This window comes from Labrys sp. (in: a-proteobacteria), assembly GCF_047605565.1.
In the GTDB taxonomy this organism is placed as follows: domain Bacteria; phylum Pseudomonadota; class Alphaproteobacteria; order Rhizobiales; family Labraceae; genus Labrys; species Labrys neptuniae.
The window spans coordinates 1-20,203 of the sequence record NZ_JASGFM010000034.1 but is presented as its reverse complement, the minus strand read 5'-3'; the positions used below and the strand labels follow the sequence as shown (position 1 = coordinate 20,203).

The 20,203-nt window shown below is 63.6% G+C and carries 27 protein-coding genes; 13 read left to right on the top strand and 14 right to left on the bottom strand.

The features are described 5' to 3' along the window. Positions 1 to 95 precede the first annotated feature (95 nt). Together purQ and QM672_RS24330 are read left to right on the top strand one after the other, a co-directional pair. Positions 96 to 791 (top strand): phosphoribosylformylglycinamidine synthase subunit PurQ, encoded by a 696-nt coding sequence (gene purQ, locus QM672_RS24335; RefSeq protein ID WP_311938772.1) that lies wholly within the window; start codon positions 96 to 98, stop codon positions 789 to 791. 46 nt (positions 792 to 837) lie between these two features. Beyond that, entirely contained in the window at positions 838 to 1,821 is a 984-nt protein-coding gene (locus QM672_RS24330; protein ID WP_311938770.1) for an asparaginase, read from the top strand. A 282-nt stretch (positions 1,822 to 2,103) separates the two neighbouring features. On the opposite strand, the gene QM672_RS24325 is transcribed toward QM672_RS24330, so the two are convergent. Then, positions 2,104 to 2,394, bottom strand: coding sequence for a hypothetical protein (locus QM672_RS24325; protein ID WP_068294959.1), 291 nt, complete (start codon positions 2,392 to 2,394; stop codon positions 2,104 to 2,106). A gap of 244 nt (positions 2,395 to 2,638) precedes the next feature. Then, positions 2,639 to 2,881, bottom strand: coding sequence for a hypothetical protein (locus QM672_RS24320; protein WP_156771708.1), 243 nt, complete (start codon positions 2,879 to 2,881; stop codon positions 2,639 to 2,641). Positions 2,882 to 3,324: 443 nt separating this feature from the next. Here QM672_RS24320 and QM672_RS24315 point away from each other — a divergent pair, with 443 nt between their 5' ends. After that, entirely contained in the window at positions 3,325 to 3,789 is a 465-nt protein-coding gene (locus tag QM672_RS24315) for a hypothetical protein (RefSeq protein ID WP_311938765.1), read from the top strand. Between the two features lie 81 nt (positions 3,790 to 3,870). Here QM672_RS24315 and QM672_RS24310 read toward each other — a convergent pair whose 3' ends face one another. Next, entirely contained in the window at positions 3,871 to 4,107 is a 237-nt protein-coding gene (locus QM672_RS24310; RefSeq protein WP_068294951.1) for an Lrp/AsnC ligand binding domain-containing protein, read from the bottom strand. A gap of 238 nt (positions 4,108 to 4,345) precedes the next feature. On the opposite strand from QM672_RS24310, the gene purL reads away from it, so the two are divergent. From purL to QM672_RS24290, 4 genes are all read left to right on the top strand, one after another. Further along, a complete protein-coding gene (gene purL / locus QM672_RS24305; RefSeq protein ID WP_311938763.1) occupies positions 4,346 to 6,568 on the top strand; it encodes a phosphoribosylformylglycinamidine synthase subunit PurL in 2,223 nt (740 codons plus the stop codon). A 28-nt stretch (positions 6,569 to 6,596) separates the two neighbouring features. After that, complete coding sequence (locus QM672_RS24300; RefSeq protein WP_105862715.1) at positions 6,597 to 6,827, top strand: BolA/IbaG family iron-sulfur metabolism protein; 231 nt, start codon at positions 6,597 to 6,599, stop codon at positions 6,825 to 6,827. Between the two features lie 104 nt (positions 6,828 to 6,931). After that, positions 6,932 to 7,273, top strand: a complete 342-nt coding sequence (gene grxD / locus QM672_RS24295; RefSeq protein ID WP_311938761.1) for a Grx4 family monothiol glutaredoxin — start codon at positions 6,932 to 6,934, stop codon at positions 7,271 to 7,273. 91 nt (positions 7,274 to 7,364) lie between these two features. Next, positions 7,365 to 7,670, top strand: coding sequence for a putative quinol monooxygenase (locus tag QM672_RS24290; RefSeq protein ID WP_311938759.1), 306 nt, complete (start codon positions 7,365 to 7,367; stop codon positions 7,668 to 7,670). Between the two features lie 37 nt (positions 7,671 to 7,707). On the opposite strand, the gene QM672_RS24285 is transcribed toward QM672_RS24290, so the two are convergent. Continuing rightward, on the bottom strand, positions 7,708 to 8,616 hold the full coding sequence (locus tag QM672_RS24285) for a DMT family transporter (protein ID WP_311938757.1): 909 nt from the start codon (positions 8,614 to 8,616) through the stop codon (positions 7,708 to 7,710). Between the two features lie 87 nt (positions 8,617 to 8,703). Here QM672_RS24285 and QM672_RS24280 point away from each other — a divergent pair, with 87 nt between their 5' ends. Beyond that, positions 8,704 to 9,630 carry a LysR family transcriptional regulator gene (locus tag QM672_RS24280; RefSeq protein ID WP_311938755.1) on the top strand — a complete coding sequence of 309 codons (927 nt, stop codon included), beginning with the start codon at positions 8,704 to 8,706 and terminating at the stop codon, positions 9,628 to 9,630. Positions 9,631 to 9,644: 14 nt separating this feature from the next. On the opposite strand, the gene QM672_RS24275 is transcribed toward QM672_RS24280, so the two are convergent. Together QM672_RS24275 and rpsD are read right to left on the bottom strand one after the other, a co-directional pair. Continuing rightward, positions 9,645 to 10,283 (bottom strand): glutathione S-transferase family protein, encoded by a 639-nt coding sequence (locus QM672_RS24275; RefSeq protein WP_311938753.1) that lies wholly within the window; start codon positions 10,281 to 10,283, stop codon positions 9,645 to 9,647. 295 nt (positions 10,284 to 10,578) lie between these two features. Further along, entirely contained in the window at positions 10,579 to 11,196 is a 618-nt protein-coding gene (gene rpsD / locus QM672_RS24270; RefSeq protein WP_068294931.1) for a 30S ribosomal protein S4, read from the bottom strand. A gap of 462 nt (positions 11,197 to 11,658) precedes the next feature. Here rpsD and QM672_RS24265 point away from each other — a divergent pair, with 462 nt between their 5' ends. The 3 genes from QM672_RS24265 to QM672_RS24255 are packed head-to-tail and all read left to right on the top strand — an operon-like array spanning position 11,659 to position 13,767. Then, on the top strand, positions 11,659 to 12,021 hold the full coding sequence (locus tag QM672_RS24265) for a hypothetical protein (RefSeq protein ID WP_367626962.1): 363 nt from the start codon (positions 11,659 to 11,661) through the stop codon (positions 12,019 to 12,021). 15 nt (positions 12,022 to 12,036) lie between these two features. Next, a complete protein-coding gene (locus QM672_RS24260; RefSeq protein WP_311938748.1) occupies positions 12,037 to 13,053 on the top strand; it encodes a serine hydrolase in 1,017 nt (338 codons plus the stop codon). A 3-nt stretch (positions 13,054 to 13,056) separates the two neighbouring features. Then, the gene (locus tag QM672_RS24255) at positions 13,057 to 13,767 is read left to right on the top strand and encodes a DUF930 domain-containing protein (protein ID WP_311938745.1); all 711 of its coding nucleotides are present in this window, start codon (positions 13,057 to 13,059) and stop codon (positions 13,765 to 13,767) included. A gap of 63 nt (positions 13,768 to 13,830) precedes the next feature. Here QM672_RS24255 and QM672_RS24250 read toward each other — a convergent pair whose 3' ends face one another. The 8 genes from QM672_RS24250 to QM672_RS24215 form a co-directional block, all read right to left on the bottom strand. Then, positions 13,831 to 14,112: a hypothetical protein gene (locus QM672_RS24250; RefSeq protein WP_311938743.1), complete on the bottom strand. Its 282-nt coding sequence runs from the start codon at positions 14,110 to 14,112 to the stop codon at positions 13,831 to 13,833. A gap of 106 nt (positions 14,113 to 14,218) precedes the next feature. After that, positions 14,219 to 14,923 carry a hypothetical protein gene (locus QM672_RS24245; protein ID WP_311938741.1) on the bottom strand — a complete coding sequence of 235 codons (705 nt, stop codon included), beginning with the start codon at positions 14,921 to 14,923 and terminating at the stop codon, positions 14,219 to 14,221. Positions 14,924 to 14,963: 40 nt separating this feature from the next. Beyond that, complete coding sequence (locus tag QM672_RS24240; protein WP_311938740.1) at positions 14,964 to 15,527, bottom strand: DUF4337 family protein; 564 nt, start codon at positions 15,525 to 15,527, stop codon at positions 14,964 to 14,966. A 267-nt stretch (positions 15,528 to 15,794) separates the two neighbouring features. Then, positions 15,795 to 16,040, bottom strand: a complete 246-nt coding sequence (locus tag QM672_RS24235) for a GlsB/YeaQ/YmgE family stress response membrane protein (protein ID WP_311938738.1) — start codon at positions 16,038 to 16,040, stop codon at positions 15,795 to 15,797. A 28-nt stretch (positions 16,041 to 16,068) separates the two neighbouring features. Then, positions 16,069 to 16,323 carry a PsiF family protein gene (locus QM672_RS24230; RefSeq protein ID WP_068294909.1) on the bottom strand — a complete coding sequence of 85 codons (255 nt, stop codon included), beginning with the start codon at positions 16,321 to 16,323 and terminating at the stop codon, positions 16,069 to 16,071. A gap of 154 nt (positions 16,324 to 16,477) precedes the next feature. Further along, positions 16,478 to 17,299 (bottom strand): glutamate racemase, encoded by an 822-nt coding sequence (murI, locus tag QM672_RS24225; RefSeq protein WP_311938736.1) that lies wholly within the window; start codon positions 17,297 to 17,299, stop codon positions 16,478 to 16,480. A 248-nt stretch (positions 17,300 to 17,547) separates the two neighbouring features. Then, a complete protein-coding gene (locus QM672_RS24220; protein ID WP_415085692.1) occupies positions 17,548 to 18,045 on the bottom strand; it encodes a CYTH domain-containing protein in 498 nt (165 codons plus the stop codon). A 73-nt stretch (positions 18,046 to 18,118) separates the two neighbouring features. Beyond that, positions 18,119 to 18,865 (bottom strand): RNA methyltransferase, encoded by a 747-nt coding sequence (locus QM672_RS24215; RefSeq protein ID WP_367626970.1) that lies wholly within the window; start codon positions 18,863 to 18,865, stop codon positions 18,119 to 18,121. A 254-nt stretch (positions 18,866 to 19,119) separates the two neighbouring features. Here QM672_RS24215 and QM672_RS24210 point away from each other — a divergent pair, with 254 nt between their 5' ends. Beyond that, positions 19,120 to 19,368 (top strand): hypothetical protein, encoded by a 249-nt coding sequence (locus QM672_RS24210; protein ID WP_068294903.1) that lies wholly within the window; start codon positions 19,120 to 19,122, stop codon positions 19,366 to 19,368. 341 nt (positions 19,369 to 19,709) lie between these two features. Continuing rightward, on the top strand, positions 19,710 to 20,203 hold a 494-nt coding region (locus QM672_RS24205), incomplete at its 3' end, for an NADP-dependent isocitrate dehydrogenase (RefSeq protein WP_415085689.1).

The following is a 20,203-nucleotide window of genomic DNA, read 5'->3' as shown; positions in this document are numbered from 1 at the left end:
CCGCTGCCCCTCTGGAACCATATGCGCACGCATGGCGGAAGGCTGGACGCCCAAAGCCTCCGAGGCCCCTTGCCGCAACCGAAAAGCAGGATCCGATGAAAGCAGCTGTCGTCATTTTTCCCGGCTCCAACCGTGAAGGGGACGTCGCCAAGGCCCTCAAGCAGGCCGGCGCGCATGTCGACATGATCTGGCATGCCGACACGGAGCTGCCGGCAGGCACCGATCTGGTCGTGCTTCCGGGCGGCTTCTCCTATGGCGACTATCTGCGCTGCGGCGCCATCGCCGCCCGCGCCGCCATCATGGATGCCATCCGCCACCATGCCGCACGCGGCGGCCTCGTCCTCGGCATCTGCAACGGCTTCCAGATCATCACGGATGGCGGCCTGCTGCCAGGCGTCCTGATGCGCAATGCCGATCTCAAATTCATCTGCAAGCGAGTCCATCTCAGGGTCGAGCGCACCGATACGGCCTATGCCAACACCTATCGCCAGGGCCAGGCCATCGACGTCTGCGTCGCCCATGGCGAGGGCAATTATTTCTGCAGCTCCGAGACCCTCACGCAGATCGAAGGCGACGGCCTGGTAGCGTTCCGCTATTGCGATGCCGCCGGCAAGGTCAGCGCCGCCACCAATCCCAACGGCTCGCTCAACAATATCGCGGGGATCTATTCGGCCAATCGGCGCGTTCTCGGTATGATGCCGCATCCCGAAAACCTGATCGATCCCCTGGCCGGCGGCACGGACGGCCGCGGGCTGTTCACCAGTGTCGTCAACGCCATGGCCTCGGCCTGATCGTCGACGACGACGCAGGATTGAAGACCCCAGGATTGAAGACCCAATGACGCGCAAGGTTCATCTGATCACCACGGGCGGCACGATCGCCTCCCGGCGTGACGAAAGCACCGGCGACGTGGTTGCCGGCCTCGACGGACAGGCGCTGCGCGCCATGCTGCACGACCCCCTGCCCGGGATCGACATCGAGGTCGAGGAGTTCTGCAACCTCAACAGTTTCGCCATCGACCTGCCCATGGCCTTCGCCCTGGCCACCCGCATCAACGAGCTTCTGGCGCTGGAGGATTGCGAGGGTGTCGTCGTCACCCACGGCACCGACACCATGGAAGAGAGCGCCTATCTCGCCGACCTCCTGCTGGCCTCGGACAAGCCGGTGGTCTTCACCGGCGCCCAGCGCGCGGCCGACGAGCCCGATGCCGACGGCCCGCGCAACATCGCCGATTCCATCCGCCTCGCCGCAGCTCCCGCTGCGCGCGGCCTCGGCGCGATGATCTGTTTCGAGCAGGAATTCCACGCCGCCCGCGACGTCGCCAAGACGCATACTTCGCGCACAGATACCTTCATGTCCTGGGAACATGGCAAGCTCGGCGAGATCGACGCGGGCGCCATCTGCCTGCATCGCCGCCCGGCGCTGCGGCGCGCCTATGCTCCCAGCGCCATCGAACCCAATGTCACGCTGATCCGCCTCGCCATGGGCATGGATGGCGGCTATCTCAACTATGCCGCCGATCACGGCAGCAAGGCCATCGTGCTCGAAGGATTCGGACGTGGCAACACGCCGCCATCCGTGACCAAGGCGGTGGCTGACGTCATCAAGCGCGGCATTCCGGTGATCATCTGCTCGCGCTGCCCGCGCGGGCGTGTGCTGCCCGTCTATGGCAATGGCGGCGCCACCGATCTCCAGCGCGCCGGCGCCATCTTCGCCGGGGACCTCAGCGGCCACAAGGCACGACTTCTCGCTGCCGTGCTGCTCGGCCAAGGTCTCGACCACGACGCCTTGCGGGCAGAAATCGAATATCTGGGCGGGTAACGGTCCGCATCGCTTCAGCCGATCGTCGTCACCGCCGGATGCCGGGTCGCCGGCCTGTATCCTTTGGGATTGCTGCGAAGGCGGATCGGATCTCGGAAGGCAGGACTGAGGTCAGACTATAGCGTTTTGCGATTTGACGAAGTCACGATTTGACGAAGTCACTTGGACTCGCAAAGACGCGCTGAAGCAAAGAGTTGGAACAAACAAGCGTTCAGTCATGAACGCGTTTTGCTCCAGGGCGGTCATGGCGACCCTGTTGCGCCGCCATGACCGTAGAGTGGCTCAGGCAGCTGCGCTGAGGGTCACCATCGTTTCGGTGTTGATCGGCGGGTGGGGCACCAGGCTGGCCTTGCTCTCATCGGCCCACCTGGCCAATCTGACGATACGGACCTTGTCGAGATCGGTATCTCCGGCCTCTACCGGTTCCACCGTGCTGAGCCCCGCATTGGAAACGAAGAAGGTATGGTCCCCGAAGATAGAGATGAGTTCCTGCACGATCGGATTGGATTCGGGAATGACCCGGCCATCCATCTGGGTCAGAGCGCGTTCGATTCGCACCGATGTCAGCTTCATGGCGTCGTCCTTTCGGGTTGAGTGGCTTGTCTGTCGACGGAGTGACGTCACGGCTGTCCTGCTCACCGTCGGCATTGATCGCCTCCCGCCCCGCAGGCGGTTCGAAACGCGGCAAACACTCGGGCGGCCCCATGACCGGCCCGGCGTCCACGTCCTGGCGTCAGGAGCTTTGCCGAGGCGCATTCTTCTCGCGAAATCTGGCCATAGTCTGCCTCAAGCGTGACCATTGCATGAAAGAGCCGCCTCAGGCGGCGGCTTCCAGGGCTTCGAGCAATTCCTCTTCGCTGATCTGCCCCTCTGTGCGTGGCGCAACGACCACCTGCTTGCCCAAGAGGTGCTTGACCTTGTGGGCCACCGGCAAACAGTGCCCGTCCTCCCGGTGATAGACATGATAGCCCTCGCCGGGATTCACGCCGATATCGAGGGCACAACCCTGGCTGACGAAATGCCAGACGCCGTTGCCATCCACGATTCTGACCTTGCTCATCGAAATCTCCTCAAGTTCGAAAAGGGCGGCTACCGACAGATAGCGGACGGGCATCGGCCGCAAGCGTCCGGGGCAGACTGCCATTCCGTGCGTGGTGATCTCCAAAAGGCCCGTCGTCCGAACCAGTCGCCCCTGGGATGCCGGTTCTATATCGGGTGAATGGGGCCATTGTCCGGCGCTACCACGTCGACAGCTTGGTCATTCCGACGCCCCGCATGCTCCAGGCGCGTTCCAGCCATGCCAAGTGTGCTCGCACGCAAGATTCTATCCCGCTTTGCCGGGCCGTTAACGTTGTCGCAGAAGTTCTGCATGAATCTGCTATTGCGTGTGCGTTTTGGCACATCCTGCGCCGGTGATTCATTTCAGGTGGTGCGCAGGCACACAGCGGGTTGCCAGCCCGCCAGGGTGGTGCGATTCTGATTTCGGTGCACTGGAGCAGGCATATGAACCATCATTCTTCCCGTCAGCGTCTTGCTTGGGGCTTGTCCGGGGCCGTTGCGCTTTCGCTGGTGCTGGCCGCCTGCGGTCCGCGTTCCGGCGAAGCCGGCCGGCCGGACGTTTCCAACCAGCAGCCGGTCGTCACGGCGGACGGCACCCAGCAGTTCCCCGTGCCGCAGGCCGGCCGGGCAACCCTGGCCCACAAGCTGACCCAACTCGTTCCCGGCCGCATCACCGATGCGCGCATCTCCAACGGCTGGCGCACGCCGGCCGCGGCAAAAGTCCATCCCGACCAATATGCCGCTTGCGTCAGCGCCGACTCCGGCAGCGGCCAGCAGGTCTTCCTGATCGTCACCAATGGCTCGCATACGGGCGACGTGATCTCCGGCAGCAAGGCGGCCGAACGTTGCGCTGACGGCAATCGCGTCACGCAGTGGGCCACACTGCCGGAAGCCATGGGTCAGAGCTGACCGACGGCTCTCAAGCTTCATTCGGCACATCGAAAAATGGCGGCTCGAAGCCGCCATTTTGCATTTGAGGGTTTCAGCCCCTCAGAAGGCGCGATAGGTCAGGACCGTGCGCGTATTGGCGATACCGGGGATGGACTGCACCTTCTCACCGACGAAATGGCCGATATCGACATCGTCATTGACGTAGAATTTGGCGAGCACGTCGAAGTCGCCGGCGATCGAATAGATCTCCGAGGCGATTTCGGCTTCGGCCAGTGCGCTGGCGACCTCATAGGTGCGGCCGAGCTGGCATTTGATCTCCACGAAAAACGTCCGCATCGCCGATACTCCGAGACTGGAAACGAGTGTCCGCCCACAGGAAGGCCAACAAAGTTGCGGTGTCAATGCGGTTCGCGGCCCGTATACGCGATCAATGGTTTACATTCGGCTCGGATACCCCTATCGCCTGCCGTGAACAGAAGCGCTGGAGCGCTGTGCTGGGGCTTGCCGGCCGGAGCCATGGGCCGTCCGCCGTTCCCCCTGCCGAAGCGCTGCCTTGACAGGAGATCGACCCGGCATGTCCGCCCACTCGGAACCCGCCATCACAGCCGAACTCATCGCCCAGCACGGGCTGAAGCCGGATGAGTATCAGCGGATCCTGGAGTTGATCGGACGCGAGCCGACCTTCACCGAGCTCGGCATCTTCTCGGCGATGTGGAACGAGCATTGCTCCTACAAGTCCTCGCGCCTCCATCTGAAGAAGCTGCCCGTCACCGGCAAATGCGTGATCCAGGGCCCGGGCGAGAATGCCGGCGTGATCGACATCGGGGATGGCCTCGCCGCCGTCTTCAAGATGGAGAGCCACAACCACCCCTCCTATATCGAGCCCTATCAGGGTGCGACGACGGGCGTGGGCGGCATCCTGCGCGACGTTTTTACCATGGGCGCGCGCCCGATCGCCTGCATGAATGCGCTCTCCTTCGGTGCGCCCGATCATCCCAAGACCCAGCACCTCGTCTCCGGCGTGGTCGCCGGCGTCGGCGGTTACGGCAATTCCTTCGGTGTGCCGACGGTGGGCGGCCAGGTGCGCTTCCACACCCGCTATGACGGCAACATCCTGGTCAACGCCTTCGCCCTCGGCCTTGCCGAGCAGGACAAGATCTTCTACGCCAAGGCTACCGGCGTGGGGAATCCCATCGTCTATCTCGGCTCCAAGACCGGCCGCGACGGCATCCACGGCGCCACCATGGCTTCGGCCGAGTTCGACGACAAATCCGAGGAGAAGCGCCCCACCGTGCAGGTCGGCGACCCCTTCGCCGAGAAGCTCCTGCTCGAAGCCTGCCTGGAACTGATGGCGACCGACGCCATCATCGCCATCCAGGACATGGGCGCGGCCGGCCTCACCTGCTCGGCCGTGGAGATGGGCGCCAAGGGCGATCTCGGCATCGAGCTCCACCTCGACAAGGTGCCGGTGCGCGAGGCCGGCATGACCGCCTATGAGATGATGCTGTCTGAAAGCCAGGAGCGCATGCTCATGGTGCTCAAGCCCGGCAAGGAAGCCGAGGCCGAGGCGATCTTCCGCAAATGGGGCCTCGACTTCGCCGTGGTCGGCAAGACCACGGACGACCTGCGCTTCCGCATCTTCCACAATGGCGATCTGAAGGCGGACCTGCCGATCAAGGAACTGGGCGACGAGGCGCCGCTCTATGATCGCCCCCATGTCCCCTCGCCCAAGCAGCCCGTGCTCGAAGCCGGCTCGCTCAAGACCAATCTGTCGACGGGCGAGGCACTGCTCAGCCTGATCGGCTCGCCGGAACTGGCGTCCAAGCGCTGGGTCTACGAGCAATATGACACGCTGATCCTCGGCAATTCGATCCAGACGCCTGGCGGCGATGCTGCGGTCGTGCGCGTGCTCGACGGCCCCAAGGGACTGGCAATGACGTCGGACGTGACCCCGCGCTATTGCGAGGCCGATCCCGTCGAAGGCGGCAAGCAGGCCGTCGCCGAGGCCTGGCGCAACATTTCCGCCGTGGGCGGCCTGCCGCTCGCCGTGACCGACAACCTCAATTTCGGCAATCCCGAGCGCCCCGACATCATGGGCCAGTTCGTCGGCTGCCTCGACGGTATCGGGCAGGCCTGCCGCGCCCTCGATTTCCCCATCGTCTCCGGCAATGTCTCGCTCTACAACGAGACCAACGGCCGCGGCATCCTGCCGACCCCGACCATCGGCGGCGTCGGTCTCGTCGACGACGTGGCCGTGACGGCTTCGATCGCCTTCAAGGCCGAGGGCGAGACCGTCATGCTGGTCGGCGGCCCCGGCACCTGGCTCGGCCAGTCCATCTGGCTCGCCGAGATCCTGAAGCGTGAGGAAGGTGCACCGCCGCCGGTCGACCTCACCGTCGAGAAGCGCCATGGCGACTTCATCCGCGGCCAGATCCGCGCCGGAAATCTCAAGACCTGTCACGACGTCTCCGATGGCGGCCTCGCCGTCGCCGTCGCGGAAATGGCCTTGGGGCGTGGCATCGGTGCCGACCTGTCACAGGCGCCGCAGGGCGGCGAACCGCATGCCTTCTGGTATGGCGAAGATCAAGCCCGCTACGTCGTCGCCCTGGCCGCCGACAAGGCCGAGGCCTTCGCCAAGGCCGCAACCGAAGCCGGCGTGCCGGTCACCACGCTGGGCACAACCGGCGGCAATGCCTTGATCCTGCCCGAAGGCCGGCCCATCCTGGTTTCGGCGCTGAGCGAGCGTCACGAATCGTTCCTGCCGACCTTGATGGGCTCAGCGCGCCAAGCTGCCTGACAAGTCGCCTGAAGAGGACCCAATTCCAATGCCGATGCCGGCCGCCGACATTGAAGCGATGATCAAGGAAAGCTTCCCCGATGCGAAGATCGAAATTCGCGATCTCGCTGGGGATGGCGATCACTACGCCGCGACGGTGATTTCCGAAGCGTTCCGGGGCAAATCCCGCGTGCAGCAGCACCAGATGGTCTATGCGGCGCTCAAGGGCAAGATGGGCGGCGTGCTGCACGCGCTTGCGCTCTCCACGAGTGCCCCCTGATCGATAAATTATGTTAGGTTGAGCCCTGACATTGGGCGCGAGTGTGCTTACATACTTGGCATTATCCGCGTCAGATCCAGCATTACCAAGATCGAGATTGAGCCATGAGCGACATCGCCACCTTCATCGAAAACGAGATCAAGTCCAATGACGTCGTGCTCTTCATGAAGGGCAACAAGGCGTTCCCGATGTGCGGGTTCTCCGGGCAGGTCGTGCAGATTCTCGATTATCTCGGAGTCGACTACAAGGACCATGACGTGCTGCAGAATCCCGATCTGCGCAGCGGCATCAAGGACTTTTCGAACTGGCCGACCGTGCCGCAGCTCTACGTCAAGGGCGAGTTCGTCGGCGGCTGCGACATCGCCCGCGAAATGTTCCAGTCGGGTGAGCTGGTAACCTTCCTGCAGGAAAAGAACATTTCGGTAAAGGCGCCGGCCAAGGCCTGATCGCCGCCGCAACAGCAAGCTTGCCGCGATACCAAGCCAGGCTTTCAAAGCCTGGCTTTTTCTTTGGGCAGGGCCAGATCGGGAGAGACCCATGAGCAAATTGCTGATCGTCGGAACCGTGCGCCTGCCGGCCGCCAACCTGGCCGCGGCGCGCCCAGCCATGAAACGCATGGTGGAGAGCAGCCGTGCCGAGGAGGGCTGCGAGGAATATTCCTACGCCGAGGACGTGCTCGATGCCGGTCTCATCCATGTGAAGGAGATCTGGCGTGATGCAGTTGCCCTTGACCGCCATTTCGCCTCGCGGCACATCGCAGAGTGGCGGGCGAGCTGGCCCGCACTCGGCATCGGCGAACGCAATCTGCACTGTTACGAGATCGGCACGCCCCGCCCGACATGAGGCGAGATAGGGGCTGGTCTCCAGACCAGCCCCTATGTTACCGGCCCTTCATTACGTTGACGATCACCACGCCGAGGATCGCCAGCGCGCCGCCCAGCATGCCGACGGGCGTCGGCACCTCGCCGAGCCAGAGGAAGCCGATCAGCGTGGCCGTGGGCGGCACGCCATAAAGGAAGTTGGAAGCCCGCGCCGCCGAAAGCCGCTTGAGGGCGATGGCCCAGGTGACATAGCCGATGGCGGTGGGAAAGATCACGAGATAGGCGACCGCCCAGTTGACCTCGGCCGGGGCGACCGCCATGGCGCGGAGCGTGGTGGGCACCGCCGGCAGCAACGGCAAGGCGCCGATGAACAGGATCCAGGCCGTGATCGCCAGGGCCGGGAACCGCCCGAGCAGCGGCTTCTGCAGCACGCTGGCAATGGCGGCGCACACCGCAGCCCCGAAGATCATCAGCGCATTGGGATCGAGCTTGAAGCCCGTATCCGTCGCCACGGCGATCAGCGCGACGCCGGCGAAAGAGGTGGCGGTACCCACCCAGCCCCAGCGCCCGAAACGCTCGCCGAGCGCGAAGATCGCAATCAGGGCGGTGAGCACCGGCATGGTGTTGATGATGAAGCTGGCAGGGCCGGCCGGCACGGTCTGCTCGCCGGTGTTGAGCAGCACGGCATAGACGGCAATGAACAACACGGCAGCAATGGCTAGGCGCAGGAAGTCCCGCGGCAGCGGCATGGGCGGACGCACAGCCACCAGATAGGCCAGACCGATGGCCCCCGCCGCGACATAGCGCGCTGCGGCAAGCTCCATCGGCGTCAGGGCCGTCAGGCAGACGCGGATCAGCGCGAAGGACGAGGCCCAGGAGAGAATGGTCACCAGAATGGCGCCGAAGGCGACCGCGTCGAATCCGCTCTTCTTTTTGGTTGCCTCGGCTTCACAGGCCACGCTGCTCATTATCGTCTCCCGACTCTCAGTGACCTCCGTGACCTATCTCCGTTTGCCGTGCTTGAAAAGCACCTCAATCAATGATCTTGTGTGTCCATGGTTCACAGCTCGCCCAGCCTTCCGCCGCTCGACACGCTCGAAACCTTCGCGCGCGCGGCACGCCTCGGCTCCTTCTCGGCTGCGGCTGAGGAGAGCGGCGTCACCCATGGCGCGGTCTCCCGTCAGGTGTCGCGCCTGGAGCGCTGGATGGGCGTACGCCTGTTCGAACGCAAGGCCCGCGGTGTCAACCTGACGCCGGAGGGCATGCGCTTCTTCGCCCGGACAGAGGAGGCCCTGGCACTGCTCGGCAATAGTGGCGAGCGCTGGTCGCCCCGCCGCGCCAAGGCGGTGGTACGCCTGTCGGTGACGCCCTCGGTCGCCTCGCTCTGGCTGTTTCCCCGCCTTGCCCGTTTGGAAGGCAGCGACATCCATCTTGAACTGGTCCTCGAACATCGCTTGGCGGATCTCGGCGAAGGCAGCGATCTGGCGATACGCTGCGGCAAGGGACCTTGGGCCGGCGTGCGTGGCGTGCAGCTCTGGCGGGAGGAGGCCTTTCCGATCGCCTCCCCGGCCCTCGCCGAACGCCTGCGGCACGGCAAGCACGCGCAGGCTCTGCTCGAACTGCCGATCCTGCACGATTCCAATATCGAGGGATGGCGGCGCTGGCTGTCGCCGGAAGGCGTGGATTATGTGCCGCGTGGCCAGGACCGCCGCTTCGAGGACTATAATCTGGTCATCGATGCCTGCTGCCAGGGGCTGGGCATCGCGCTGGCGCGCCCGCCTCTTTCCAGCGCCGCCCTGGCGGACGGACGCCTGGTGCCGGTTTCAGACCGAACGATCGATTACCACGTGGCTTTTCATCTGATCCGCTCGGACGAGGCCCTGCGGGCCCCCGCCGCGGAGCTTGCCGGACGCCTTCTGCGCGAGGCGGGCCACGACGAGGCTGATATCGCAGCCTTTACCGCTCCGGGGCGGAAGGGCTGAGCGAGCCGCCCCGCTCAGTTCTCCTGCTCGCCGAAATGCCGGCGCCAGATCGGCGCGATGACAGGCCGCTGCGCCACGGTCTCGGCGATGCGGGTCAGCTTCGGGCATTCCCTGGCGCGCCATTCATTGCCGATCGCCCAATTGCTGATGGCGGCGATGGCGAGATCGATGGCCGAAAAGCCCGACAACAGGAAGCTGCCTTCGGCGCTGGCCGCCTGCTCCACCAATTGCCAGCGTTCGCGGATGCGCTGGCGCACACGCGAACGCATTGCGGTCTCATGCGTCTCGGGCGGAGCAAATCGCAAGGGATAGTCGTAGAGTTCGATGAGAGGATAGATCTCGGCCGCCACATGGATCAGCCAGCGCAGGGCATGGCGGCGGTCCGGGGCATCAAGAGCCGGCATCAATCGCGCTTCGGGATGTTCTTCGCTCAAAGCCAGCAGAATGGCAGCCGACTGTACGATCGTGGTTCCGTCGTTGAAGCGCAGCGCCGGGATCTTACCCAATGGATTGATCGCAAGATATTGAGCGTTGTGCTGCTCGTCCTTGGTCAGATCGATATCGATCAGGTGAACGTCCTGCCCCGCCTCGGCCAAAGCGGCCTCGACCATGAAAGAGCCGGAATCCGGTTCGCCCCAAAGCGTGTAAACCATACAGACCTCTTAGCATCGACCGGCTGCAGGCCGGTCACCTCCCGACATTTTGCGGCGATCGCGAAAGACCGCCCCAACCTCTTACTTATTGGTTATGTGCAGCCCCTGCCGCTGTTCTTGCTTGTTTCGCCGGCTCGTCAGATCCGACCATAAGCGACTGAGCCGGCGTGTCGCATGATCTTTTTGCAATACGGCCATCCCGATTTGCGGACCTTCCAGAGTGCGCAGTCAGACCGGCCAAGAAAAAGGGCCGCCAAAATGGCGGCCCTCATGTAGTCTTTCAACTCGTATTCGCTTAGCGCGAATAGAATTCGACGACCAGGTTCGGTTCCATCTGGACCGGATAAGGCACGTCCTGCAGCGTGGGAACGCGGACATACTTGGCGGTCAGCTTGGAATGATCGACTTCGATGTAGTCGGGAACGTCGCGCTCGCCTGAAGCAACGGCCTCGAGCACCAGCACGAGCTGCTTGGAGGCTTCCTTGACCTCGACGACATCGCCCGGCCTGACCTTGTAGGAGGGGATGTTGACGCGGCGGCCGTTGACCTTGACGTGGCCGTGGCTGACGAACTGGCGAGCAGCGAACACGGTCGGCACGAACTTGGAGCGATACACCACCGCATCCAGGCGCTGCTCGAGCAGGCCGATGAGGTTGGCGGAGCTGTCGCCCTTCAGGCGGCGAGCTTCTTCATAGATCTTGCGGAACTGCTTTTCCGAGATCGAGCCGTAATAGCCCTTCAGCTTCTGCTTGGCGCGGAGCTGGGTGCCGAAGTCGGACATCTTGCCCTTGCGGCGCTGGCCGTGCTGGCCCGGACCGTACTCGCGGCGATTGACGGGGCTCTTCGGGCGACCCCAGATATTCTCGCCAAGGCGGCGATCGATCTTGTACTTAGCGTTATGGCGCTTCGACATTCGCGTCCTCTATGGTTTGCGAAGTTTATGAGGAACGCGCCCTCCTCTCCCGGAACCCGGGCGACAGACAGCCGGAGAACCGGCCGTCACGGGAGCGTAAAACATCACGCGGGACCCGAAGGCCCCGCGTGTGGCGTTCGCTTAGTCGAAAGATCGCCGCATGTCAATTCCAAGACAGGATCCGCTTGCCTGTATCCGGGGCAATCGGGTGAACGAAAAATAGCGTCATCCCGTGCGTGATGCAGCACGAAATGCTGCGTCGCAGACACGGGACCATCTCGATGATGCATCAAAGTCGGCTCACGGTCCCGGATCTTCACCGCATCATTGCGTGCTGCGGTGCAGATCCGGGATGACCCCAACCTTTTCACCCGATTGCCCTGTCCCTGTATCCTGGGCAACTCGACAGTAGCATGGCGGGTGACTAGCTTGAGCAAACTCGGCCCATGTGAGTCTTCATTGATGAAAACCCTTTTTCTCTCCGCTGCATTTCTGGCGGCCTCGTTGAGCTTTGCCAGTGCAGCACCGCTCGAAACCTATACGGCCCGCCTCTCCAGCGCCGATCATTTCAACACGAATGGCGAAAGATTGACCTCCGTCGCCGCGATCATCCGGCAGGACCGCGCCAATTTCTATCTGGGCTATCATCGCGACAGGGAAGACGAACCCGACCGCTTCTTCTCCAGCAAGGAAAACCGCGCGCGGCTGGAGAGCATGCTCAATCGCGGCCGCATCAGTGCCTCTGCGGCGGAGGCCGTCATCAACGGATCGCCGCTGATCAATGTCGAGATCTACGAGGATTTCATCGCAGTAACCGTCGAATAGACCGGACGCGGAGCGATGAGGCGGCTCCCCATCCTCGCACTCCTCATCGCCTGCATCATCGGCCCGTCCTCCCCGGCACGGGCCGAACCCGGCCGACATTGGCAGACCGCCCCGGCCGAAAACGGCTGGACCGACGAAATCGCCAAGGCTGTCACCGCCTTTGCTGCGACCCACCACCCGACTGCCCTGGCCGTGATCCGGGACGACCATATCATCGCCAGCGCCGGCGACCTCAGCCGGCGCGTCAACGTCGCCTCGGTGCGCAAAAGCCTCCTCAGCGCGCTCTACGGCATTGCCGTCGGTGAGGGCAAGATCTCGCTTGGCGACAGCCTGGAAAAGCTCGGTATCGACGATACCTCGCCAGCCCTGACCGCCGCCGAAAAGCAGGCTGATATCCGCGACCTCTTGATGGCCCGATCCGGTGTCTACCATCCTGCCGCCTATGAGACCGCGGACATCCGCAATAAGCGCCCGGCACGCGGAAGCCATCCGCACGGTACGTTCTGGTTCTACAACAATTGGGACTTCAACGTCCTCGGTACGATCTATCGCCAAGCGGGTGGCGAAGACATCTTCACGAGTTTCGACAAGCGCATCGCCCGCCCGATCGGCATGGAGGACTTTTCGGCCCGTGACGGGCGCTACGTTCTGTCGCCCCAGTCGCACCATCCGGCCTATCCCTTCCGCATGAGCGCAAGGGACCTTGCGCGCTTCGGCCTGCTCTTCCTCAACCAGGGCCGCTGGAACGGCCGCCAGATCGTCCCCGCCGACTGGGTTCGCCGGTCCACCGCCGCCTATTCTCCCGTGCCCAAGCGCAAGAGTGCCTACGGCTATCTATGGTGGTCCCTGCCTTCCGAGAACTGGGGCGAAGGCGCGGCCATGGCAGCAGGCTATGGCGGGCAATTCCTTGCCTATATTCCGACAAAACGCCTCGTCATGGTGCAGACCGTCGATCCGGCGCAGAATCCGGCCGGCATCCATATGAAGGATTTCATGGTGCTGATGCAGCAGATCGCCACGGCCGCTCCCTGAGCGATGCCTGCCGCCACGCTCTCGCAGAATCGTACCATATCCTTCGGTCTGCCGGCGGCGCTGCTGCTGCATGCCATCGCCCTTGCCCTGCTGTTCCTGCTTCCTCGGCCCGCTCCGCTGGAACAGCCTCCAGAAAACAGCATCGAGGTCGAATTCGTCGCGGAAATACCAAAGCCGGCGGCGCCAGCGCCGCAGCCTCCTGCGCTGCCGGCCAGACCGCAGGCGCAGGCCCCCTCGGCGGAGAGCGTTCCGCAGGAAGGAGCGCCCCCTCCCAGGCCGAGCGAAGCCCTGCCACCGCCACCGCCACCGCCACCGGCGATGATCGAGGCCCGGAAGATCTTGTCCGACCTCGCTTTGGCAGGACCACGCAACCGGCAAGCCCGGAAGATGCTGCCCCTTCTCGGCCGTGACGAGCGCATGGAGCAATTGTGCAACATCGAGGCGATGGCCCAGTTGCGGGCCTGGAACCATGATCTCGAGCCCGACCTCACGATCGCCTATGCACGGGCGGAAACGAGGGTGGGAGATGCCGGCATCACGGCCGACGGCGCTGCTTTCCGGAGCCGGAAGCAGTGGTTCGCCTTGAAATATCGCTGCGACCTCACTGCGGACCTTGCCAGGGTCTCAGCGTTCGCATTCCAGGCCGGTGCAACCATACCCAGGAAGGACTGGGAACGTTTCAACCTGCCCGCGAGCGACAAGCCGGACGACTGAAGCCGATGCAAAACGGCTTGCAATACCGCCCCTCGGAGCCGCCCCCTGCCCCATGGTTCGGGGCTATGTCTCGTCATGCCGCAGTGCGTCGGCGCGTTCATAGGTTTGCGCCGAGATCGGCGCCAATCCCGAACCGTCCAGCATGGCGTTGATGACCGCCTGCGCATGATCGAGCGCGCTGCCGACGACATAGTCGCCATCGAGCCAGGCGGGCAGTTCATTGAGCACATTGGTGAGGCAGGCCAGAAGCAGGGCTTCGTTGTCGGTCAGGCTGCTCCTGATGCGCTTGAATTCGGCCGCCACGATGGTTGGGTGCTCGTCATGGGACAAGGGTTGAAAGGTCATGGCGAACATCCCGACATCGTCGATGCCCGGCGGTCCATCGGCATCATGCCATGATGGCCCTTCACCGGAGATTTGAGAGGAAGAGGTTCCAATGCCGCCCGCAATCTCAGGCCAATATGTTGACCGCCCGGGCGGCCACGAGGGCGACCGTCAGGAGCGAAATCATCGCCTCGGCGAGCATCAACAGCTTGGCCCTCGGGGTCAGCGGCATCGTGTCCGTCGGGGAGAATGCCGTGGCATTGGTGAAGGCCAGGAACAGATAGTCCACGAAGCCCGGCAGCCAGTCACGCAGATGCGGATCGTTCAAGGTCATCTGCGGAAACAGGAAATCGGAGCGGGCACGCTCGACCAGGCCGCAGGTCGGCGGTCCACCGCGATCCGTGCTCCAGAACCACAGGGTGAAGACGATGATGTTGGTCACCCAGATGTTGAGCGCATCGATCAGCAGGGTCGTGCCGTTGCCGGCGTGGCCTTCGATCAAGGCCCGCACCAGCAGAAACAAGGCGCCGCAATTCATGAAGCTGATGACGGCCGTCAGGATGAGGGCCGTCCGGCGGATCAGGATGCGAAAGCGATTGACCGCCTGCCAGTGGTGATCGGCCACCGCATTGCGGATACCGGCCTGCGTCCATGCCGTGGCGATCGACAGCGGGATCAGCAATATCAGCTCGACGGCCGGGGCTAGCCAGCGAGGACCGAAGGAAAGCTGGTTGATCACCAGCAATTGCAGGCACACGATGACCAGAACGGCGCCGCGCGCCAGCCAGAAATCGAGCGCCCGATGTCGAAAGACGATATGGCGTTCACGCATGGGAACCTCGGGGGGAACAGGCTCGATTGGAGAGCGAAAATCAGACATAGGCGAAGGCGGCGGCCACCAGGCCCAGCGCTCCGAGCGCCAGGGAGCACAGCCAGGGCCAGCGCCTGCCGCGGGTGATGATCGAGAGCGTCGCCACCGCGATGGCGACATGCAGCAGCGTTACCGCCAGGGTGAGGACATGGTGGCGATGGGCCCGTACCTCGCTGTCGCGCAACTTGGCGTCGACATGGCCTTCGATCTCGACGGCCTGGGTCTGAATCGCCTTGGCGTCGTCGTCGTTGTGCTTGGCCTTGGCAAGAAAGTCGTCCTTGCTCGGCCCCCCGCCCGCGGCCGCGATCTCATAGGCGTTCTTCTTGATGCTCTTGGCCTGATAGAAGGCCCACTGATCGCTGGCCCTGTTCTGCAGATAGGCTGCCTCGCTCTTGTCGTTGATGGCCTCGGCGGTCTCCAGCGACTCGAAACTGCCGATGGTGGCGGCCAGTACGGCGAGGACGGCAATCGTGACCGATACCGTGATCAGGAAGGGATTGCCCTCATGGGCCGCATGTTCGGCATGTTCGGCGTGCTCGAGATGTTCCTGCGTCGTGTCTTCCATCGCTCCATCCATCGACATTCAACAGTCGCTGGAGCGCCTCGTCGCAAGGAGCGTGCCATGAGGTCAATCGGCTGAAGAGCCCGGCCTTTGGTCACCTCCGGTTCTCAGCCGCGACAGGAGCGCCTGCACGCCATGGAGGAAACTACAAAAAGCGTAAGGGGCCGCCGGGCCGGGATCGGCCTCGCCAACGGAAAAGGGCATGCGACACTTCAAGGTCGCATGCCCTTTCTACGGCGCCGGCTCCGGCGCATTGCTCTCGGATCGAGGCTAGGCTCGCTTCAGCAATCGCAGTGCAAGAAGCAGGATGACGGCCCCAACGACCGCGAAGACGATTTCATTCACGATCGCACTCCCGACATGAATGGGAATGTGGGGCTGCAAGAAGCCACCGATGAACGAGCCGACCACGCCGACGATGAGATCGCCAATGAGGCCGAAACCGCCCCCGCTGACGAGCATGCCGGCAAGCCAGCCGGCGATGACTCCTACGATCAGGAACGTGAGCAGATGCATGGCACACCTCCGACGATGAGGTTAAGCCTCAACCAGCCTTGCCCCCGCTCTTCATGCAGGACTGACGGAACTTCTTGCGATCCTTGCCATGGAGCCCCTTGGCATCAGCCTGAGCGGAACAGGCCTGCGATGCCGCCGATTGCGGGGCCTTTGTCTTGGCTTTTGCGGGAGCGGTCGTCGCGGCGGGGGGCGTGGAAGGCGCAGGCGTTGCGGTCTGCGCAAGAGCACCGGTCGCGACAAATCCCGCGACGACGACGGAGGCCAACAGCGTGCTGATCTTCATGATGAGCGTTTCCAGGTTGAGCCCCCAACCCAACCGCAGGTTGCCACCGTTCCCACACCAACACAATGACGTTGCGATACATCCCAAAGTATAGGGTGGAGCACCAGGGCGCATCGTTTTAAGCGAAAACCGGCGTCCGTTTTCGGCGCGATGTCTAATGCCAGCGCGGCGGCATGGCCTCGACGGCGATGGCCGGCAGGCCGCGGGCGGCAAGCACCGCCTTGAGGTCGTCGGTCAGTCCCGCGCCGCCGGTGAACACGGCCAGGCCGTCTTCCACCACCGTGCGCGCCGGAATCGAGCCAGCGAGATCGGCAGCGCGACGCGCGATGGCCGGGGCGGGATCGAGCCAGGTAACCGGCCAGGGCGCCACCCGCTTCATCGCTTCCAGCACCAGGGGATAATGCGTACAGGCCAGCACCACCACGTCAGTCCGCTTGCCGTCGCGATCGACGAAACAGGGTGCGATCTCGCGGGCAATCGCAGCATCCTCGACGGGCTGGCCACGCAAGACGGCTTCCGCCAGGCTGGCCAGTCCCACCGCGCCGACGAGTTCCACCTCGATCGTGGCGGCGAAGGAACGGATCAGCTCACGCGTATAGTCGCGTTTGACGGTGCCCGGCGTCGCCAGGATCGCCACCCGCCCTGTCTGCGTCAACGCAGCGGCGGGCTTGATCGCGGGCACGGTGCCGACGAAAGGCACCGCGAAGCGCTGGCGCAGCACGGGCAGGACGACGGTGGAGATCGTGTTGCAGGCAATGACTACCTGGGACGGCTGGTAACGCGGGATCAGCCGCTCCATCACCTCGACGACGCGCTCGACCACGACGCCTTCGGCAAGGCGGCCATAGGGAAAAACGGCGTCGTCGGCGGCATAGACGAAGCGCGCGCCGGAAAGCGTCGCTCGCAATTCTGAAAATACGGTGAGGCCGCCAAGGCCGGAATCAAAGACAAGGACAGTTGGAGCGCGGTCAGACATGACCGCAGCTCCATAAACCGTGCCAGCCAGAAGGTCGACCCTGTGGGGCAAACTAGTTTGCCCGAGAAGGCTAGCCTTCATGGGACGCTCTTCGGAATGATCGATGCCATCCGGAATCAATCGCTGCATATTGGTTGCCCGTACGCACTACCCAACCGGGCGCACGCCTATTCAAACCCAGATGAGTGAATGAAGCGTTGCGATCGTGATCTTTTTTTGATCCCAAAGCGGCACGCGCGATAATTTCCTCACAGGACATCAGCCGGCAGCAATTCCTCACCCCAGCTTGCAAAGGGAAAACGCGCCAAGTTCGAATTGCCGTAGCGCCGGTCGCCCGTCACTTCCTCGCCGACCCAGTCAGGCAATGGAACGGGCTGGTCCTCGTGCTCAAGCTCGACTTCGGCCAGCACCAGCCCGTGATTGGGGCCGGTGAAGACGTCGACGGCCCAGCGCAATCCAGCATGGTCGACGTCGTGGCGCGTCTTGGTGACCAAAGGCTCGATCGAAAAACGCCGGATGATCTCGGCGGCGTCGGATTGCGGGATCTCATATTCGAACTCATGACGGCTGCGCGTGCCCGGTTCGCTCTTGAGCGTGATGAAGCCCTTGTCGCCATAGATGCGGATGCGTGCCCGCAACAGAGGCGTGCGGCAGAAATAGCCCTGCCGGATGACGGCGGAGCCTCGAACCTGCGGGCGCCAATCGTCGTTGCGGACGAGGAATTTGCGTTCGATCTCGACAGCCATGCAACACCCATTCCGATGGAAATGGGCGCAGCCTAGCGAGGGCCTGCGACAGGTGTTCCGCGCTCGCCCCGGTTCAATCGCGCTTGATTCGCGTGCCGTTCCGGCTGCCGACGAGCGAGGCCACCGCACCACGCAGGGTCTGGACGTCCTGCTCGGTCATCGCCAGCCGGTGCCAGATGTTGCGGAAATTGCGCACCATCACCTCACGCTTTTCGGGCGGATAGAAGAAGGAGACGGCGTCGAGTTCCCCTTCCAGATAGTCGAAGAAGGCCAGCATGTGCTCGCGCGTCGCCGGCGGCGAGCTGCGGGTGGGTGCGATCGGCGCTCCGCCGCCCGAGACCAGTTTCCACCATTCATAGCCGACCAGCAGCACCGCCTGGGCGAGATTGATCGACTTGAAGGCCGGGCTGACCGGGAAGGAGATGATGGCATCGGCCAGGGCGACGTCGTCGTTGGAAAGCCCCATGCGCTCGGGCCCGAACAGGATGCCGCTGCGGGCGCCCTCTCCCGCCAGGGCCAGCATTCTGCCGGCCCCTTCGTCGGCGGCGAAGATATCCTTCATCTGGCCGCGCTCGCGCGCCGTGGTGGCGAAGACGTAATTGAGATCGGCGATGGCCTCTTCGGTCGTCTCGAACAGCTTGGCATTGTCCAGCACGGCCGAGGCGCCAGAGGAAGCCTGACGCGCGCCCTTTTTCGGCCAGCCGTCGCGCGGGGAGACCAGGCGCATCTCGCTGAGGCCGAAATTCATCATCGCGCGGGCGCACATTCCGATATTCTCGGCGAGCTGGGGGCGGACCAGGATCACGGCGGGAGGCGTCACGGCAGTGCTCGCATTCGACTGAGACATCACGAAAAAGGCCCGAAAACAGGAAAAGTCCGGGCTGCATAGACCATTCGGCGGATAAAGACAGCTTCTTTGCAAGCCCCCGAACCGGGACGGTCCATGTTCCCGCGGATACACGCCGCCGATCGGTGGCCGAGCCAATGTGCCCGAACGCACCGCCGGGCCGGATCTGCGTCGCTAGGATGCCTTCATCAACAAGGGCAGGAAGCCCGGCTTAAAGGACCACGATTATGCGCAAGATCTTTCTGACCCTCGCTTTCGCTGCCACGGCCTTCACCGCCGCCACCGCTTCGTCCTTCGCCGATGATTGCGACAATGGCTATGCGAGCGGCTACAATTATCCCACCTACTCCAATTCCTATCGCGTAACCCAGACCTATAGCCGCACGACCTATTACGATTGCCGGACGGTGAGCTATCGCGTCTGGGACGATTATGCGCAGAGCTACATCTATCGCACCCGCGAAGTGTGCAACTGACCGCAGCCTCCCGGTCCCCCTCAATCCCAGACGATCTGCCGACACTCCCGTGAGCGCTGCTCCGGGAGTGTTTTGCCGTGCCGATCCTGCCCTCTCGGCAACCGTGGCATGGCCCAGGGCTGCGGCATAAATCAGTTGCCGAAGCCGGAAGCAGGTGGCAGTTTCAGGAGGTCATCGAGCGCCAAGTCGTCGAGATCGTCGCATCGAGGTCACCCGTTGCCGGAAAGACACGCCCCCTGACCATCCCCGTCCTGCAATTCGCGGAGCACTCAGCGCCGGCCCATGTGTCGGCGTGAGCGCCTTTTGTTGCCCTGATTCCGACCGACCAAGGAAGCCAGCGTATGAGCGCCACACCTCCCACCATCATCTACACGCTGACCGATGAAGCCCCGGCTTTGGCAACGGCCGCCTTCCTGCCCATCGTCCGCACCTTCGCGGCGCCCGCCGGCATCGACGTCACCACCAGCGACATCTCGGTTGCCGGTCGCATCCTCGGCGAATTTCCGGAATTCCTGACCGATGCGCAGCGCGTTCCCGACAATCTCGCGGAGCTCGGCCGGTTGACGCTGCTGCCCGACACCAACATCATCAAGTTGCCCAATATCAGTGCCTCGGTAGCGCAGTTGACGGCCGCGATCCGGGAATTGCAGGCCAAGGGCTACAACATCCCGGACTATCCCGAGAACCCGAAATCGGACGAGGAAAAGGCGATCCGCGCCCGCTACGCCAAATGTATCGGCAGCGCCGTGAACCCGGTGCTGCGCGAGGGCAATTCGGATCGCCGCGCGCCGCTGGCGGTGAAGAACTACGCGCGCAAGAACCCGCACAGCATGGC